Here is a 15,624-nt window from a genome sequence, read left to right as displayed (position 1 = left end):
CGGAAGGTCTTGGGCTTTTGCATGACCCATTCTCCCAGCCAGATCCATTGCTGTCACTGGGATCTGGGCAGATTCATGGGTGTCTGTGGAGAGGTGCTGGGATGATCTATGCGCAACAGGCTCCTAGTGCAGTCCGATTCCTCCTAATAAACCTGCAATTGCTCCGATGGGGAGCCCTATAAGGGAGATAGCGACCTCCCTAACTTTTTCATCTTTGTGACCCCAGGTAGTGGTCCCAGCAAATATGGTTACAGATATCACACAAACAACAAAAGCTCTGCTTAAAAATGTCTTATTGTTTGTGGCAGCCCTGGATGCATGAAATTCTGCATCTGCTTTCCTGCCTCTTTCGAAAGTATCAATTCTAGTGCCTTCGTAAGTATCCGCAAAGGCATCATCTTCCGGTCCCGGCATGATCCTTATTGAAATTACTAGATTGAAACCAATGCTTTTTCTTTTGTATCAGATCGAATGATGACCTCTTCATTGTTCATCTGCGCTAATTTTGCGATTTTGTAGAGAGAGATAGCGCGACTAAAGATTTGAGCTTTTGTGTAGCCGGTGCTTTCTTGGATTTCATTTAATTGCTGAGCGAGGCTGTCGCTCATCCTCACTGCAAAACGGTTGGTTTCTGGCATGGTGGTTTTACCGGCCGAGGTATTGCCCCCCCCGGGGGGGGGCTGGGCGATCTGGTCTGTTTTGGTGAGGATTGATCCGATTTGGTCCAATCCCATGCAAAGACCCTATCGCTTTTGACACCGCTTTGACACCGCTTTGACACCTTTTGTCGGGTGGCTGTCATCGGTTGCGTGGGACTGGCGCCCCGTGGGTGCTCTCCCTGTCTAGGCATGGCTAGCCGGCAGATCCATTGCGCGGCATGATCCGCCCCAGTCCTGCCTAGGCCTGCCATGCCCCGCAACCGTGCCGGCGCCCAGCTGGCGATACAGGCCCCGCCCGAGCTGCTGGAGCGCCTGCGGGCTGCTGCTGCTGCCCAGCGCCGCACCGTTACCGCCCTGGTGCTGGAGGCGATCGAGGCGGCCCTATCGGGTGGCCTGCCGGCCGCGGCGGCCCCTGCTGCTGGTGCAGAGCTGTTCCAGCGGCTGGCAGCGCTGGAGGCTGCCGTAGCCCAGCTGCAGCGGCCCGCATCACCCGAACGGGTGAGCCCTGCCCCTCGATCGGGTGATGCCCTGGCCGCTGGGCAGCTGGAGATCATCGGCGCCCGCCAGCCGAGGGGCCCTGAGCCTCAGGCCGCATCACCCGAACGGGTGGAACCGATCACTCGAACGGGTGAACCTGAGCCCCTGCCTGAGCGCCGGTTGACCCCTGCCGAAGCGGCCGGGCTGCTCACCACCCCCGAGGTGGGGCAGGCCCTGGGGCTGGCCAGTGATTCGGCCCTGACCAACTGGATTGCGCGAGAGACCCCCAAGCGTGGCGGGAGCGCCGTAGGCGGGATCTATCGGGGCCACCGCCTGAGGGGCAAGGGGCTGCTCCCTGGGGGGCAGAAACCGGGCTGGCTATGGGAGCGGGTGGCGGCCTAGGCCTGCCTGGCTCAGCACCGGCTGTCTACCTGAACTCGCCTAGGCCGCGGCCCGTGACGCCCTGGTGATCTGCTGCTGCAGCTGGGCTGCTGGTGGTAGGTCCGCCTAGATCAGCTGCCTAAGTAAACCTAGGCTTACCTATTGCGTACTAGGCACAACGTCCGTAGTCTGTTCGTACAGATGGCCAGGGAGCCGTGGAATTGATCGCTTACTACCGCGTCAGCACCGCTCGCCAGGGTGAGAGCGGTCTGGGCCTGGAGGCGCAGCGGGTCAAGGTGCAGCAGCTGGCCGCCGATCGCCGCGCCGTGATCGTCGCTGAGTTCGTGGAGGTGGAGAGCGGCCGCAAGGCGGATCGCCCCCAGCTGGCCGCGGCCCTGGCCCAAGCCCGCCAGCGGGGCGCTGTGGTGGCGGTGGCCAAGCTCGATCGCATTGCCCGCGATGCCGAGCTGGTGCTGCGCCTCAACCGGGAGGCCGCGGCGAACGGCATGGGCGGTTTCCTGTTCTGCGATCTGCCGGACGTGGACGCCACCACCAGCGCCGGCCGGCTGATCCTGTCGGTAATGGCGAGCGTGGCCGAGTTCGAGGGGCGCCGGATCAGCGAGCGCACGCGCGAGGCCCTGGCCGCGGCCAAGGCCCGAGGCGTCAAGCTGGGCGGGCTGCGCCCCGGCACGATCCGGGAGAACGCCGCGGCCGCCGCGAAAGCGACCGCCGCCGCCGAAGCCCTGCGCCCGCTGCTGGTGCCGATGGTGGCCGCCGGTTACAGCCTGCGCCGCATGAGCGAGGCCCTGGCCGCGGCCGGCACGGTCACGGCGAAAGGTTCTCCTCTGAGCGCCTCCACGGTTCGCCTGCAGCTGCAGCGTCTTGGGCTGAACTGAGCGGAAGTGATCGGGCGAGCGGGCCCACATTGAACGCATCCATTCGACGGACGTTCGTCATGCCCCAGCCGCTAGTGATCGAGGACCCCCGCCACCCCAGCGAAGCCATGCCTCAGGTGCAATTCCGCGTTCCTCCGGAGGCATTGGAGCGGCTGCAAAAGCAAGCGGATCGACTGAAATGCAGCCGTTCCGGGCTGATTCGTGCGCTTTCGCTGCGTGGCCTGGCGGAACTGGAGCGGGCTACTTCCCGCTGAGAACCGTTGTGCTGCAGCGCCTTTGCCGGTATCCGGCTGGCCTCGGCACTCATACGGCGCAATCGCCCAAATCCCTTGCGGCAACTGGCCCCGCACCTGCTCACCGGCCCGTCGTGGGCGCCATTTGACCGGCCGCGGCCGCTGATTCGATCCTTCCGATGACAAAACGCCCCCGATCCGAGGACTGCCAGCGGCTGACGCTGGCCACGGTTCTCCCCCTGGTGCAGCCCGGCACTGAGGCCCTGACGCTGGCCGATGGCACCGTTCTGGCCCTGCGCTGGGGGGTGGTGCGTGGCTGCTACGGGGGAGATCGAGAGGGCCGGGCCCTGCTGCTGATCTGCCCGAGCTGTGGCCGCCGTGCCCGCGTGCTCCATCGCCCTCCGTCCAAGGCCTGGAGCTGCTGGAATTGCACCCCCATCTCGCGGCGCTCCCACCGCCGGCCAGGTGCCCGAGCCGGGCAACCGAAGCCCCGCAGCTGGAGGCGCCATCAGATCGGCGCCGAGCAACGTCGCTGTGCCTATTTGCTGGGGCTGGCCAGCTGGCCACCACGAAGCATGTTCTGGACAGGCAGCGACCTGCTGGCCTTGCCGCGACGACCTGGGGCGCCCCGGATCAGCCCTCACAGGGCTTGCATGCTGGCTATTCGGCTGTCGGCCCTGGAGACGCTGTGGTGGATGCTGCCCGAGCCGCGGGCGATCAGCCGCCTGACGAAGCAGCTGATGGGATATGCGCCGCGGCCCGACAACGACATCAACAACCTGCAGACCGCTGTGGCGCGGCAACTGCAGGCCACCGCCTGGGCCGTGCGGAGGCCCTCCCGCGATCGGCGCCGATCTGGAGAAATTCCACACCGCGTCTTGTAGGTGGTCGCTGTCGCCACCGTTCGCCCCTGGTGTGACCCACACAAGCGGCCTAACTTCCTGGTGTCGGTGCCGATACCTAATGGTCAGTTGCGCTCCAGCTCCAGCAGCACCGCTTCAACGGCGGGTCAAGGCGTTCCCTTTCAGGACGACGGCCGATGAGCGCGAGCTAATTCGCGAGGCCGCGGCCGCCCAGGGGCTACCCATGGCCGAGCTGATCCGGGAGGCCCTTCGCCGTCAGGGCGTGGCCCTTCCGCGCCCATAAGAAAGGCCCCCGGCGAACCGGGAGCCCCTCTCTACCTGTTTGAGCCAACGCGTTTTCAGGGATCCGACCCCCTGAAAACACCTCCCACGGAATGGAACTCCTATGGAAGACTCGCTTGAGTCCCAGGTTAATCCTGGGACATTCACACCTGCCGAGTGGGATGTAACCCACTTGGAGGCCGTTGCGGATCAGCAACGGTTTCGTCCCAACCATAGAACACCAGTTCGGTTTGAGCACCCTGCGAAGGGCACTCAACACAACGTTTCGGCCGCGGCCGAAGCCGAGCTGAAAGCCTTGCATCGCAAGGGATCTGCTGCAGGCTGGCCGCCCATCTCCTTTCTGGAGATCGCCGCCTGGCACGACCAGAACCGGCCGGATGAGCCAACCCTGGCCCACCGCTGGCGCCGCTGGGGAGGCTTCGAGTTCATCCCCAGCCAGCAACGACCCGCCCCCGCGATGAAGCGGGCTGGAGGTGCGCTGTGATCGGCCCCCTCCCCCTGATCGGCTCCAGCTGGGACGTAGCTGCAGGCCCTGACCGCACCCTCCCCCACCACCTGGCCGAGTGGGTCGAAGGATCCGCCGTCCATCCCGAGCTGGCCGCGGCCAACCTGCAGACCCTGGCCGGGTCTGCCGTAATCGAGGCCCTGGCCGGTGATCGGCTGGAGCAGCTAGGCGCCCATGCCCAGCAGTACGCGACGGCCCCCGTTGTTCGCCTGCTGCAGGCCCTCGAACCGGTCGCCGCTGCGGGTGGCTGGTGGTGCTCAGGCCTCGATCCACTGGCCGACTGGGCCCCGATGAGCTGGGGCCAGCTGAAGCCCGACGCACCGCGCCGTGACGCTGACGGCAAGGTCATCAAGCTGGAGGCCCCCTGGGGTCCCCCGACCCGTTCGATCTGGCTGAGGGTGCCGGCCGTCGTCGCCCAGCTGGTGGCCGATCGCCACCGCCTGCCGCTGCCGGCCGCCGTTGCTGCTGACCATGACGGCCGAGCCGGTGCCTTCTGGCGCTGGTGGGCTGTTGAGCCCCGCTTGCCCTTGGTGGTGGCGGAAGGCCCAAAGAAAGCCGGCGCCCTGCTGAGCCTGGGGCTGCCCACCGTGGCCCTGCCGGGCATCGACAGCGGCGCAAAGCGGAACGGCCCGCCGGGCAGCGACGGCCGCCGCACGGGCCCGCTGGAGCTGATTCCCGATCTGGCCGCCCTGCCCTTGGCTGGCCGCCGGGTCATGGTCCTTTTCGATCACAGCAGCAAGGCCGAGCCACGCGAGCCGATCGCCGCCCGCCACCTGGCCCGGCTGCTGCTTCGAGCTGGTGCCCGCGAGGCCCTGGCCGGCACCGTGCCCGGCACCCACGGCAAGGGGGCCGACGATCACATCGTCAACGGCGGCACCTGGGAGCAACTGGCCGCGGCCCTGGCACCCCTGGGCCCTGAGCCGGTCCTGCCCCGTCTGCGGGCTGCCGATCGCATCGCCCCAGCTGGCCCTGGCCATTTTCTGGGGGTGAGCTGCCCCCTCCCATCGCCCGAGCTGGCGCCGCTGGTGATCCTCAAGGCCCCGATGGGCTGCGGCAAAACCGAGGCCATTGCTCAGGCCCTGGCGCCGCTGGCCGCGGCCGGGGTGCCGATCCTCATGCCCTCGCACCGTCAGGCCCTGGGGCAGGCCGCGGCCGAACGGGTCGGTGTGCCCTGGTGCCCGGTGCCCGGATCGGATGAACGCCAGCAAGGGGTGGCGGGCTGCTGGGATTCCTGGTGCCCCTCCTCCCACCTACAGATCAGCGGCCACAGCTGGAGCGGCGCCGCCCTGGTGCTCGATGAGTGGGCCCAGGCCGTTGAGCACCTGCTGTTCTCCACCGGCACCGCCCTGGCCGATCGTCGTGCCGAGGTGCTGAGAACAGCTGCCGATCAGCTTCCCCGGATGCGGCAGACCATCGCCGCCGATGCGCAGATGCCCGAGTGGGCCGTGCGGCTGCTGGAGCGTCTCACCGGCCGCCGGGCCCTGGTGATCCGCTCCGAACACCAGCCGATGGCCGGCCGGCCACTGCACTGCCCCGAAGGATTCGGCACCCCTGCCGCCGCTGCTACCGCGTTCCGTGCCCAGTGGGCCCAGCTGGTGATCGCCGGCCGTCCGTTCCTCTGCTGGACATCAGCGCAGCGGGCCGGCATGAACAACGCCCCCCAGACCCTGGCTGCCGTCCATCGCCAGTGGTGCCCCGAGGCCCGCGTGCTGGTGATCGACTCCACCACCCCCGAGGCCGCGGCCGAACTGGCCGCCGACCCTGACGGGGTGGCCGAACAGTGGGATGCGATCTACTGCAGCCCCTCGATCAGCTCAGGGATCAGCTTTCAGCGGTGGAAACCGGCGGCCGTGATCGCCTACGCGGGGGGTCGTATTGCCCCCGAACACGCCGCCCAGGCCCTGGCCCGCGTTCGCTCTCCTGAGGTGCCCGCCTACCTGTTCGCCCCCGAGGGCGGTGCCCTGAAGGTCGCTTCTAGAAGCACCGAGCCGGCCGAGCTGATCCGCCATCTGCAGGCCGTTACCGATCCTCTGTTCGGTCAACTGCAGGCCGCCGGGGAGGCCTGGCTGGAGGCCTGGTCCGAGGCGGGAGCCCACCGCAACCGCCAGCGTCACGCCTACCGCGCCACGATCGCCGGGCTGCTGCAGGCCGAGGGGTGGGAGCTGCAAGCCCCAGGCCCTGAGCCCTGCCCGGCTGCCGGTGCCAAGGCCGCGGCCGACCTGGCCGCCATCGCCAAGGCCGCCCTGGCTGCTGAATACGCCGCCGTGATCGCTGCGCCCCAGCTGGAGCCGGAGGCCGCGGCCGCCCTGAAACGTCGCCGCCGCCGCACCCCTGAAGAACGCGCCGCCCTGCAGCGCCACCAACTGATCGAACGCTGGGCCCTGGGCACCGCTGCCCCTTCCCTGCAGCTGCTGGAGGCCGACCGCGACGGGCTGCGCGATCGCCTGCGCCTGGGCTGGATCCTCGCCACCCCCGAGGCCCTGGCCCTGATCCCCGGCCACGATCAGCAGCGAATCGCCGCCCTCGATCCCACCGGCCAACCCTTCGCGCCCGATCGCCTGCGGGTGACGCTGGGCCCGAAGGTCGCCGCCCTGATCGCCCTGGGGCTGCCCCAGCTGCTGGCCCGCTTCTCTGCTGGTGAGGTGATCGCCGCGAACGATCCGGCCGTGATGCAGCTACACACCACCGCCACCGCCCACCGTGCCCAGCTGGTGGCGGCCACCGGCTGCAGCCCCGGCAAGTTGCCCACCGGCACCCTGCGGGCCCTGCTGCAGGCCTGCGGCTGGGAGCTGCAACGGGTCGGACGCATCAAGGCCCGCGGCGCCGGCCGGGATGCCCTCACCTACCGCGCCCAGCTGATGGCCCTGCCTGAAGGGGTGACGACCGAGGCCCTCGCAGCGGCCTGGCTGGCCGAACTGCAGGCCGCGGCGACTGGGGCACTTTTCTCCCCTACATGGAATCTCTGTAGGGGGCAAAAGTGCCCCACCCTTCCAGACCACGGCCCGCCCCCCCCTCACCGGCCCTCGCCCTGGGGTCGGGTGGTGCCGATTCCATGGGCTGCAGCCCTCCGGACCCATCAATCGGTGCCCCTGGCCGCCTGATTCCGTTCACCGCCCTCTGTTCCCCATCCCCATGTCCTCGATGCCGAATCCCTTACCACCGGATGACACGGACCCGGCGCCTGCGGCGGCTTCCCGGCGCAGCAGGAGAGCTCACCGTGCCGAGCAACTGGCGCCTGCGGCGGCTGCCCTTCGCCATCTCCCTCCTGTTCAGCCTCCCCCCTCTCCGGTGGCGCCTCCGGAGATCCTGGAAGCCATCGGCGCTGAAGCTGAGCAGCTGGAGGCCTTGGAGTTTTTCTTGTGCGACTTGCAGCGGTTCCCCCTGGGGCCAGCCACGGCGGCTGAGGTGGCACGGGTGAGGGGGTTGCTGCTCAACCTGTCGGCCGCTGCCGCTGCCCTTCAGACCCTGGATCTGAGGCGTTGAGCCAGCCGCTGGTGATAGTCGAACCGGATACTTTGTGCCCAATCGCTATAACAACTATCAGAGCCTCATCTTTACTGGCACGGCCGCGGCCACCCCTTGGAGGAGGGTGACTCTGCCTTCTATATCAATCAGTGGCCCTCGTCGTACATACACGCCGCATAGCCGTCGCTTCCGTTGAGAGTTGAGCCAGAACCACCAAAGCTGATCAGACCTCTTTCTCGATCTGCCTTCCTCACGTAGCTGTCGCTGGCGTTCGCACACTTTTTCTGTGCTGATTGGTAGGAAATACCGCGCCAGACTCCGACGGCAAATACCCCCGCTGCGATAAGTCCCGCAAGGACGATCATGCCTGCTGCTGATCCAACAAGAAACTTCAGGAAACGGTTAGCCATCAGAGGAGGTGCAGGACTTTGAGATCCATCTTCACCGGCCTGTTGCGTTGGTAGGGTTCGCTGAGATCAGGCCGGCCGGATGCGCCGCCGATCCCCCGCAAACAATGAAATCCGAATCCCCCACCGCCGACGCGGTGGAGCTGCTGTTGCTCGCCGGCCTGGTGGCCCTCGAAGCGGCCGCCGTGCTGCTGGTGTCCCTGGTGGCGCTGGCGCTGGCCGCGGCCGGCTGGAGGCCCTCAGCATCCCCTGCTCGATCGCTTCCCCCTCCCCCTGCCCTGCATCCCCTGGCCCTGGTGGCCGAGGAACTGCTGGAGCTTCCGGCCGCGGCCCTGAGGCCCATGGCTGGAGTCCGCTCGAAGCGGCTGCCGAAGCGCGAGCTTGTGGCCCTGGTGGCCTGCTGCTGATCAGCCGTCGAAGAACTCCTCCGGCTTGATCTTCTTGTAGGCGTCAGGCGTATCCGAGGGATAGCGCTTGCGCAAATCAGCTGCCTCTTGTGGGGTCACTGTGTATTCGACCTCTCGCTCGGCATCGATCTCGGCCTTGATGTCATCGAGAAAGGCGTAGGGGTCTTTGTCTTTCATGGGGCTCCGAATGCTTCCTCAACAATGGACGGTGCCGCCCGGCCGCGGCGGTGGAGTTGACGCGGGTGCCTGCTGGACCTGATGCGGGAGCAGTTCGAGCTGACCTTTGAGACCGCTTCCGCCCCGGCCGCTGACTCCGCGGACGATCCGTGAACGACGCGCTGCCCAACACCCGCACCGCCCGCTTGGCTGTGCTGCGTGAACAGCCGTCCGCACTGTCCGCGCACTCCGCGGACCGCGTAATGTCGCCCCCAGGCGAGCCAGCAGAAACGGCCGCCAACCCGAAGCAATGAACCCAGACCGCCCGGAGGGGCTGGACCTGGGCGCCCTCGCCCTGCTGCTGATCGGCGCCGCTGTAGTGAGCGCGGCCCGCGGCATGGCCCCGCAGATCGCCCTGGCCCTACCGCCCCAGCGTCCGCGGAGTCCGCGGACGCTCCGCTCAGCCCCCACCCTGGCCCCAGCAGCAGGCCATCGCGTCCAGCTGCTGGAGTCCCTAGCCCTGGGGCTGCCGTTGCCCGTGGTGGTCACTCCCTAGCCGGCTCGCTACGGTCCGCGCACTCCGCGGACTGCGATCGTGCCCAATGAGCTGGCCCCCCTGGAGGCCCTGCCCGATGGCCAGCTAGTGGCCGAGGTGCTGGAGAGCCTGGGGATCAGCAAGAGCACGGCCTACAAGTATCTGGGCGAACTGCAGATCAAGCCGCAGACCCACCGGGCGAAGGCCTGGCTTTCTGGCGATGAGGTTGAGCTGCTCACCGCCTACGCCCGCCACCGTGGCGCCCGCCTGTCCGCTGCTGAAGCCCTGGCTGCCGTGGGCCGCGGCACCCTGGTGGTGAGCCGACCGGCCGCGGCCGTCCCTGAGCCGTCCGAAGCCTCCGCGGACTCCGCGGACGATGACCGGGAGCAGCTGGAGACCCTGGCTCTGCAGCTGCAGGCTCTGGGCGCTGCGGTGGAGCTGGGCGCCCCACTGACGACCCGGCAGGTGCGCCTACTGCTGGGCGCCCGCCCTGGGGGTGATCGCGTCACCCGCGCCGGGATCGAGGCCCGGAAACTGGGCTACAACCTGTGGCAGCTGAGCCGCGCCAAGGGGAAGGGCTGAGCGATGCCCGAACCTGACTCCAGAGCCGCCCGCCTGGTTGATCGGTGCCCGCCCTGGTGGCCTGTCGTCACCCGTGGCCGTGTCACCGCCCGGCGCCATGGCCGCAACCTGTGGACCTTGGAGCCGTCCTTAGGCATCCAGAGATGCCGTCCTGCACCCTGTCCATAGCCTTTCTCTAGACCACTCACGGGGCCGCATTGAACACGGGGAGTCTTGTCTGGCCGATTGAGCTGCTGGCTTTTCTGCCGCTGGTGATCGCCGTGATCCAGTGGATCGTGCCGGTCCTGCGCAGATGGCTCAGCTCAGGCTGGCACTGGCTGATAGACCAGCCTTGGGGGCGCTGGTGGAAGCTACCTGCCGGCGTGCTGCCTCCTATAGCCAGCATCCTCACTACCAGACCACCGGCCATCGTTGAACAGCACGCCAGCTGGCTTGCTCCTATCGTTTGGGTCCTCGCTGTGGGGGTACTGATATATGGCATCGACCAAAGCGCCCGAGAACAGGCCCGGGGACAGGAAGACAGCCTCCTGGCTTTCTCCGATCGAACAGCGGATCTCTTCCGTCAAGAGGGAGACCGAATCCTTGCAGAGGGAAGCCGAATCCTTGAGGAAAGACAACGAAGAGCTCTCGAGGCAGCTATCGCAGCTGAGAGCGAGGAAATCGCAGATCTTGAAAAGTAGAGCGGTGGTAGCGGAGAAAACCAGCTTCTCTCGTGCGGCCGTAGTCATCGGCAGCCCCAGGTCCCCTATCCGATCCTGGAGCTTGGGCCCTGTCCGACTGGGGGAACCAAGCACTTTGGCTCCACTAAGAGTCTCCATACCGGGCTAGGCCAGCGGGGTCAGGCCAGCCAGCAGCGGACACGGTGACGGGTGACGCCCATGCGGGCAGCTTCGCCAGCAGCTGGAGGCCCTCGGCCTGGCGATCAATGCGGTCCCGGTTCGATCACCGGAGTGGGACCGCCTGGCTGAGCAGTTCGGGGAAGTGCTGGGAGGGGTGCTTGCCCTGGCTGAGGAGCTGGAGCGATAGGCCGCCAATCCGTCCGCGGACTCCGCGGATGCTCGAGGGCATTGTTCGCCTGAAGCCCATCGCAACTCCAACCCAGTCACAATCAGCGGGACTGAGGCTCCCCTCCCCGTTGAGCACACCCCAAGCCCTGCAGACCTTTGCCGATTGGGTGGCCACGATCCGGGGTGATGAGGACAGTGAGGCCCAGACCTACGTGAACAGGCTGCTGCAGGCATGGGGCTGGGCTGACTCCGTTGAGGCGGGCACCACCTTCGAGCGCAAGATCCCCAAGGGCAGCCTGGCCGGCGGGATGGGCAAGGCGGACGCCCTGATCGAGGGCACACGCGCCACGGTGCTGATCGAGATGAAAAGCAGGGGGAAGGCACTCGCGCCACATTTCCCGCAGCTGCAGCGCTACTGGATCTACCTCGCGCCGAAGCCGGTCTATTCGGTGCTTTGCAATTTCGATGAGCTGTGGGTCTACGACTTCAACCAGCTCGTGGATGAGCCCTTGGTGAAGCTGCGAGTGGCGGATCTGGCCGGCCAGTCGTCCTCCCTTGCCTTCCTCAGCAAGAGCGAGCAGCCGGTTTACTTCGGCCTCAACCAGATCGAGGTGACCGAAGCCCAGGCCCGCAGCATGGGGGAACTGTTCAAGCGATTGCGGAAGCGGGGCGAGGAGAGCGGAGCCTTCACGGCACTGGAGGCCCAGCGGTTCGTCCTCCAGTGCGTCCTCAGCCTGTTCGCAGAGGATCGGGGCTTGCTGCCCAACCTGCAGTTCACCCAGGCCCTGGACGCCTGCAAGGGGGGGCAGAGCAGTTACGACGTGCTCGGCAACCTGTTCGTTGAAATGAATACCCCCGGCACCACCCCCGGCGGGCAGTTCCGTGGCACGCCCTACTTCAATGGAGGGCTCTTCGCCCACATCCCACGGCTGGAGTTGCTCTCAGATGAGCTGGATCTGCTGAGCGCCAGCGCCGAGGAGAACTGGCAGCGGGTGCGTCCCAGCATCTTCGGCAACATCTTCGAGGCCAGCAGCGATGACGCCACCCGCCACGCCCACGGCCAGCACTTCACCAGCGAGGTGGACATGCTGCAGATCATCCGGCCCACGATCGTCGAGCCCTGGGAGGAGCGTATCGCGAACGCCAACAACATCGATGAGCTGGAAGCACTGCGGCTCGCTTTGACGCAGTACCGCGTCTGCGATCCAGCCTGCGGTTCCGGGAACTTCCTCTACATGGGCTACAACGCCGTCAAGGATCTGGAGGTGTCAATCCTGCGGCGCATTGACGAGCGCCGCCGCTCCGAGGCGAAGAAGGACCAGGGGGTGCTCGGTCTGGTGACGCCGCTGCAGTTTTTCGGCATGGACACCAGCCCCTTCGCAGTGGAGCTGGCCAGGGTGACGCTGATGATCGCCCGCAAGGTGGCCAACGATCGCCTGGGGCTCACAGAACGGGATCTACCTCTCGACAACCTCGACGCCAACATCAGGGTGGCCGATGCGCTGTTCACGCCCTGGCCGGAAGCGGATGCCTACGTGGGTAACCCTCCCTTTCTCGGCGGGAAAAGAATGCGTGCAGAATTGGGAGACAATTACACTGAGCGTGTCTATGGCCGCTTCCCTGACGAATCTAACTTTGCTGATTTCTGCACTCATTGGTTTCGGATTGCGCATGACAATCTTGGCCCGGATGGGCGAGCAGGTCTAGTTGGATCCAACACAATCCGGAGAGGTTATAGCAGGAGGGCGTCGCTGGAATACATCTGTAAGCATGGCGGTTTCATCAGCAACGCTGTTTCTACACAGCCTTGGTCTGGAGAGGCTAAGGTCCATGTGAGCATTGTGAATTGGAGCAAGCACACTCCATCTACATGGTTTCTTGACGGCAACGAAGTTGAATCTATCAACGCGACTCTCGGTAATTCGGCTGACATCACTGAATCTGCCGTCCTCAATGCTAACCAGGGCATTAGCTTTGTAGGAGTACAGCCTACAGGTGCGGGATTTGAGGTTCCTCTTGAAACTGCTCAACAGTGGCTGCAAGAGGACGAGAAGTATGATCAGATTGTAAGGCCCTACTCCGTAGGGAGCAACCTTACGAAGAACCCTTTGGGCAAGCCGGATCGGTGGATCGTTGACTTCAATGATTTGCCGCTTGAAAGGGCGGAAACTTATAAAGCACCGTTCGAGCACGTTAAGCATTATGTGAAGCCGCAACGGCTTGCAAGCCCCAACGTTGCTCTTCATCAAACCTGGTGGCTTCCATGGAGATCTCGCCCGGCGATGAGGGCTTCACTTATCGGCAAGAAATTCTACTTTGGTGTACCGGAAGTTTCTAAGTGGTTCATCTTTGTAAAATGCGATCTCGATTGGCTGCCTTCCAACCTTGTAAAGGTGATATCCAGTGATGACATGTACATTTTTGGCGTGGTAACTTCTTCGGCCCACAGGCTTTGGGTCAACTCACAGAAATCAACACTTAAGGGAGACACTCGATACACTCCAACTACTTGCTTCGAAACCTTCCCCTTCCCCCAGATCGTCGCTCCCGAGCTGGTGCAGCAGATCCGCCAGGCGATGACCGCCCTCAACGACTACCGCAACGAGGTGATGGTGGCGAGAAACTGGGGCATTACTGACCTCTACAACGCCTACTTCCACGAACCCGCCAGCCAGCTGGCCAAGCTCCACCAGGCGCTCGACGCCCTGGTGCTCAAGGCTTACGGCTGGAAGGCCAGCGAAGACATCCTCAGCAACCTCCTGGACCTGAACCTGGAGCTGGCGGAACGTGAGGCGGCGGGGGAGAAGGTCGTGGGACCTGAGGCGCCCGCCTGAGGCCAGCCCTGCTGCCCCCTGTTCCACTGAGGCGGGACACCACCCCTGAGAGGGGTTCCCACCCATGAGCAAACGCCGCACCCATAACCCCAAGCACTTAAGAACCGCCGTTAGTGAAACCAACCCTTGCTTCAAGGTTCCCCACAAGCGCTTCGGCCTCGTGGGAAAGCCGCTTGCTGGTTGTCATGGAGGGGATAGAGAGGCGTCAGCTTTCCTGAGAGAGAGGGGCGGGGGAATTGGGATCGTAGCAATCGTCGCGGGACCAGATAAACTATTCTATACAATGCTCTGACTTCACCTAACTTGGACAAAATGAATCGAGCGCTTATTCTGCTTACCGTTCTCTTCACACTGCCCTTAAGCGAGATCCCAGCCCACGCCAAAAGCGATAGTTGGAAGACTGGCGTTGTCATGGGGTCAATCTGCTTCGAAAGAGCTGGCCTACTCACTCCTGAGCAGTCAGGTGAATCTGTCTACAGAATCTTCGCCAAACACGGCTTGCAAGTAGGTCCAGCTGAGTTCGACGAACTACTCAACAGAGCTGAGCAACGCCTCAGTGAAAAGCCAGCGTCCTTCTGCGACGAGACAATTCGAAGGTTTCGCCGATGACCATCCACCTCAGACCTTGCCAGCGCTCACGTAAAGGCTTGGAGGCTGCGTCTGTCCGTGGAGCTTGCGTGTGATGACGCTGAGGAGGAACCGGAGGCGGTCCCCCTTGGCTTTGGCGCACCGATCGAGGTCTCAGAGCTGGAGGACGGCGCCGTGGAGGATCGGCGGATGGGGTTCTGATCTGTCCCGTATCCGTTCCATCGCGGGACGTACAAGTGGCAGCAGCATCACGACGTTTTTCCTTTCCCGCTCCCCATGCCCCGATGCCGGCGCCCAGGCCGGGGAGGATCTGCGCGACATTGCCGAAGCGGCCCAGCTGGCCGCCGATCAGGCCGTGATCGCCGCCCCCCTGCTGGAGCCCACCGCTGCCGCTGCCCTGCAGCGCCGCCGCAAGCTGGAGCCCGATGAGCGGGCCGCCCTCGATCGCTTCCGCCTGGCTGAGAGCTGGGGCCTGGCCGATGCGCCCCCCTCGCTGCTGCTGCTGGAGGCCGACCGGGACGGGCTGCGCGATCGCCTGCGGCTGGGCTGGCTGCTCTCCACCCCCGAGGCCCTCGCCCTGATCCCTGCGCACGATGCGGCGGCCGTGGCGGCCCTCGATCGCACCGGCCGGCCGTTCGCACCCGATCGCCTGCGGGTGGCCCTCGCCCCCCGGGTGGCAGCGCTGCAGGCACTGGGGGTGCCCCAGCTGCTGGAGCGCTTCGCGGCAGGGGAAACCCTCGCCGCCAACGATCCGGCCGTGATCGCCCTCCACACCACCGCCACCGCCCACCGCTCCCAACTGGCCGCGGCGGCTGGCCTGAGCCCTCGCAAGCTGGCAAGCGGCACCCTGCGGGCCCTGCTGGAGGCCTGCGGCTGGCAGCTGCTCAGCGCCGGCCGGATCAAGGCCCGAGGGGAGGGCCGGGATGCCTACGCCTACCGGGCCCAGCGGGTGGAGTTGCCCGAGGGGGTGGAGGCCCAGGCCCTCGCCGCCGCCTGGCTGGCTGAGCTGGAGGGCCCCACTGCTGGGGCTAAAACGCCCCCTACATGGATTCCCTGTAGGGGAGAAAAAAGCCCCACGCCACCCCCCAGCGGCCCGCCACCCCATCACCACCGCTGGCCGCTAGCCCCTGTGCCTCTGATTCCCTGGGGAGCAGCCTTCCCGCCCCCTCGATCAGCGGTCCTGGTCGCGCCTTGATGCCTTTTCCGTCCACTAAAAATAACTAGGAGCCTGTTGCGCATAATGCCTGCGCTCACGCCATCCACCTCAGCCCGGCACTTTGTGTGAGCCGGCTTGTGCGGATTTTAGGGTACAAATCATACAAGGACAAGGCGATTAGCTACGGATGG

At 65.5% G+C, this 15,624-nt stretch carries 17 protein-coding genes; 13 read left to right on the top strand and 4 right to left on the bottom strand.

What is annotated here, in order from left to right:
• Positions 1–123 precede the first annotated feature (123 nt).
• Together KBZ33_RS18940 and KBZ33_RS18935 are read right to left on the bottom strand one after the other, a co-directional pair.
• Positions 124–414 (bottom strand): hypothetical protein, encoded by a 291-nt coding sequence (locus tag KBZ33_RS18940; protein WP_254954997.1) that lies wholly within the window; start codon positions 412–414, stop codon positions 124–126.
• 17 nt (positions 415–431) lie between these two features.
• Positions 432–728, bottom strand: coding sequence for a hypothetical protein (locus tag KBZ33_RS18935; protein ID WP_255011907.1), 297 nt, complete (start codon positions 726–728; stop codon positions 432–434).
• Positions 729–908: 180 nt separating this feature from the next.
• Between KBZ33_RS18935 and KBZ33_RS18930 the strand changes: the two genes are divergently transcribed.
• The 6 genes from KBZ33_RS18930 (at position 909) to KBZ33_RS18905 (ending at position 7,779) form a co-directional block, all read left to right on the top strand.
• On the top strand, positions 909–1,538 hold the full coding sequence (locus tag KBZ33_RS18930; RefSeq protein WP_254954995.1) for a hypothetical protein: 630 nt from the start codon (positions 909–911) through the stop codon (positions 1,536–1,538).
• A gap of 194 nt (positions 1,539–1,732) precedes the next feature.
• Positions 1,733–2,413, top strand: coding sequence for a recombinase family protein (locus KBZ33_RS18925; protein ID WP_254954994.1), 681 nt, complete (start codon positions 1,733–1,735; stop codon positions 2,411–2,413).
• A gap of 412 nt (positions 2,414–2,825) precedes the next feature.
• Entirely contained in the window at positions 2,826–3,530 is a 705-nt protein-coding gene (locus KBZ33_RS18920) for a hypothetical protein (RefSeq protein WP_254954992.1), read from the top strand.
• Between the two features lie 556 nt (positions 3,531–4,086).
• Entirely contained in the window at positions 4,087–4,275 is a 189-nt protein-coding gene (locus KBZ33_RS18915) for a hypothetical protein (RefSeq protein ID WP_254954991.1), read from the top strand.
• A complete protein-coding gene (locus tag KBZ33_RS18910) occupies positions 4,272–7,397 on the top strand; it encodes a DUF3854 domain-containing protein (protein WP_254954990.1) in 3,126 nt (1,041 codons plus the stop codon). The genes KBZ33_RS18915 and KBZ33_RS18910 overlap by 4 nt, the downstream gene beginning before the upstream one ends.
• Before the next feature lie 187 nt (positions 7,398–7,584).
• The gene (locus tag KBZ33_RS18905; RefSeq protein ID WP_254954989.1) at positions 7,585–7,779 is read left to right on the top strand and encodes a hypothetical protein; all 195 of its coding nucleotides are present in this window, start codon (positions 7,585–7,587) and stop codon (positions 7,777–7,779) included.
• A gap of 128 nt (positions 7,780–7,907) precedes the next feature.
• Here KBZ33_RS18905 and KBZ33_RS18900 read toward each other — a convergent pair whose 3' ends face one another.
• Positions 7,908–8,171, bottom strand: coding sequence for a hypothetical protein (locus KBZ33_RS18900; RefSeq protein ID WP_254954988.1), 264 nt, complete (start codon positions 8,169–8,171; stop codon positions 7,908–7,910).
• A gap of 104 nt (positions 8,172–8,275) precedes the next feature.
• On the opposite strand from KBZ33_RS18900, the gene KBZ33_RS18895 reads away from it, so the two are divergent.
• On the top strand, positions 8,276–8,575 hold the full coding sequence (locus KBZ33_RS18895) for a hypothetical protein (protein ID WP_254954987.1): 300 nt from the start codon (positions 8,276–8,278) through the stop codon (positions 8,573–8,575).
• On the opposite strand, the gene KBZ33_RS18890 is transcribed toward KBZ33_RS18895, so the two are convergent.
• Positions 8,576–8,752 (bottom strand): hypothetical protein, encoded by a 177-nt coding sequence (locus KBZ33_RS18890; protein ID WP_254954986.1) that lies wholly within the window; start codon positions 8,750–8,752, stop codon positions 8,576–8,578.
• 289 nt (positions 8,753–9,041) lie between these two features.
• Between KBZ33_RS18890 and KBZ33_RS18885 the strand changes: the two genes are divergently transcribed.
• The 6 genes from KBZ33_RS18885 to KBZ33_RS18860 all read left to right on the top strand — a co-directional run bounded on the left by KBZ33_RS18885 (position 9,042) and on the right by KBZ33_RS18860 (position 15,472).
• Positions 9,042–9,287, top strand: a complete 246-nt coding sequence (locus KBZ33_RS18885) for a hypothetical protein (protein WP_254954985.1) — start codon at positions 9,042–9,044, stop codon at positions 9,285–9,287.
• 39 nt (positions 9,288–9,326) lie between these two features.
• Entirely contained in the window at positions 9,327–9,848 is a 522-nt protein-coding gene (locus KBZ33_RS18880; RefSeq protein ID WP_254954984.1) for a hypothetical protein, read from the top strand.
• A gap of 251 nt (positions 9,849–10,099) precedes the next feature.
• Positions 10,100–10,528, top strand: coding sequence for a hypothetical protein (locus KBZ33_RS18875; protein WP_254954983.1), 429 nt, complete (start codon positions 10,100–10,102; stop codon positions 10,526–10,528).
• 455 nt (positions 10,529–10,983) lie between these two features.
• Complete coding sequence (locus tag KBZ33_RS18870) at positions 10,984–13,689, top strand: DNA methyltransferase (RefSeq protein ID WP_254954982.1); 2,706 nt, start codon at positions 10,984–10,986, stop codon at positions 13,687–13,689.
• A 666-nt stretch (positions 13,690–14,355) separates the two neighbouring features.
• Positions 14,356–14,478, top strand: coding sequence for a hypothetical protein (locus tag KBZ33_RS18865; protein WP_254954979.1), 123 nt, complete (start codon positions 14,356–14,358; stop codon positions 14,476–14,478).
• Between the two features lie 154 nt (positions 14,479–14,632).
• On the top strand, positions 14,633–15,472 hold the full coding sequence (locus KBZ33_RS18860) for a hypothetical protein (protein ID WP_254954978.1): 840 nt from the start codon (positions 14,633–14,635) through the stop codon (positions 15,470–15,472).
• The last annotated feature ends 152 nt before the right edge of the window (positions 15,473–15,624 follow it).

This window comes from Cyanobium sp. Cruz-8D1 (genome assembly GCF_024345975.1).
Classification (GTDB): Bacteria; Cyanobacteriota; Cyanobacteriia; order PCC-6307; family Cyanobiaceae; genus Cyanobium.
This window is presented reverse-complemented; position numbering and strand designations above follow the sequence as displayed.

Coding starts and splice junctions, on each gene's coding strand:
- KBZ33_RS18940 (WP_254954997.1), bottom strand. CDS start 414: ATGCCGGGACCGGAAGATGATGCCTTTGCGGATACTTACGAAGGCACT.
- KBZ33_RS18930 (WP_254954995.1), top strand. CDS start 909: ATGCCCCGCAACCGTGCCGGCGCCCAGCTGGCGATACAGGCCCCGCCC.
- KBZ33_RS18920 (WP_254954992.1), top strand. CDS start 2,826: ATGACAAAACGCCCCCGATCCGAGGACTGCCAGCGGCTGACGCTGGCC.
- KBZ33_RS18900 (WP_254954988.1), bottom strand. CDS start 8,171: ATGGCTAACCGTTTCCTGAAGTTTCTTGTTGGATCAGCAGCAGGCATG.
- KBZ33_RS18895 (WP_254954987.1), top strand. CDS start 8,276: ATGAAATCCGAATCCCCCACCGCCGACGCGGTGGAGCTGCTGTTGCTC.
- KBZ33_RS18890 (WP_254954986.1), bottom strand. CDS start 8,752: ATGAAAGACAAAGACCCCTACGCCTTTCTCGATGACATCAAGGCCGAG.
- KBZ33_RS18885 (WP_254954985.1), top strand. CDS start 9,042: ATGAACCCAGACCGCCCGGAGGGGCTGGACCTGGGCGCCCTCGCCCTG.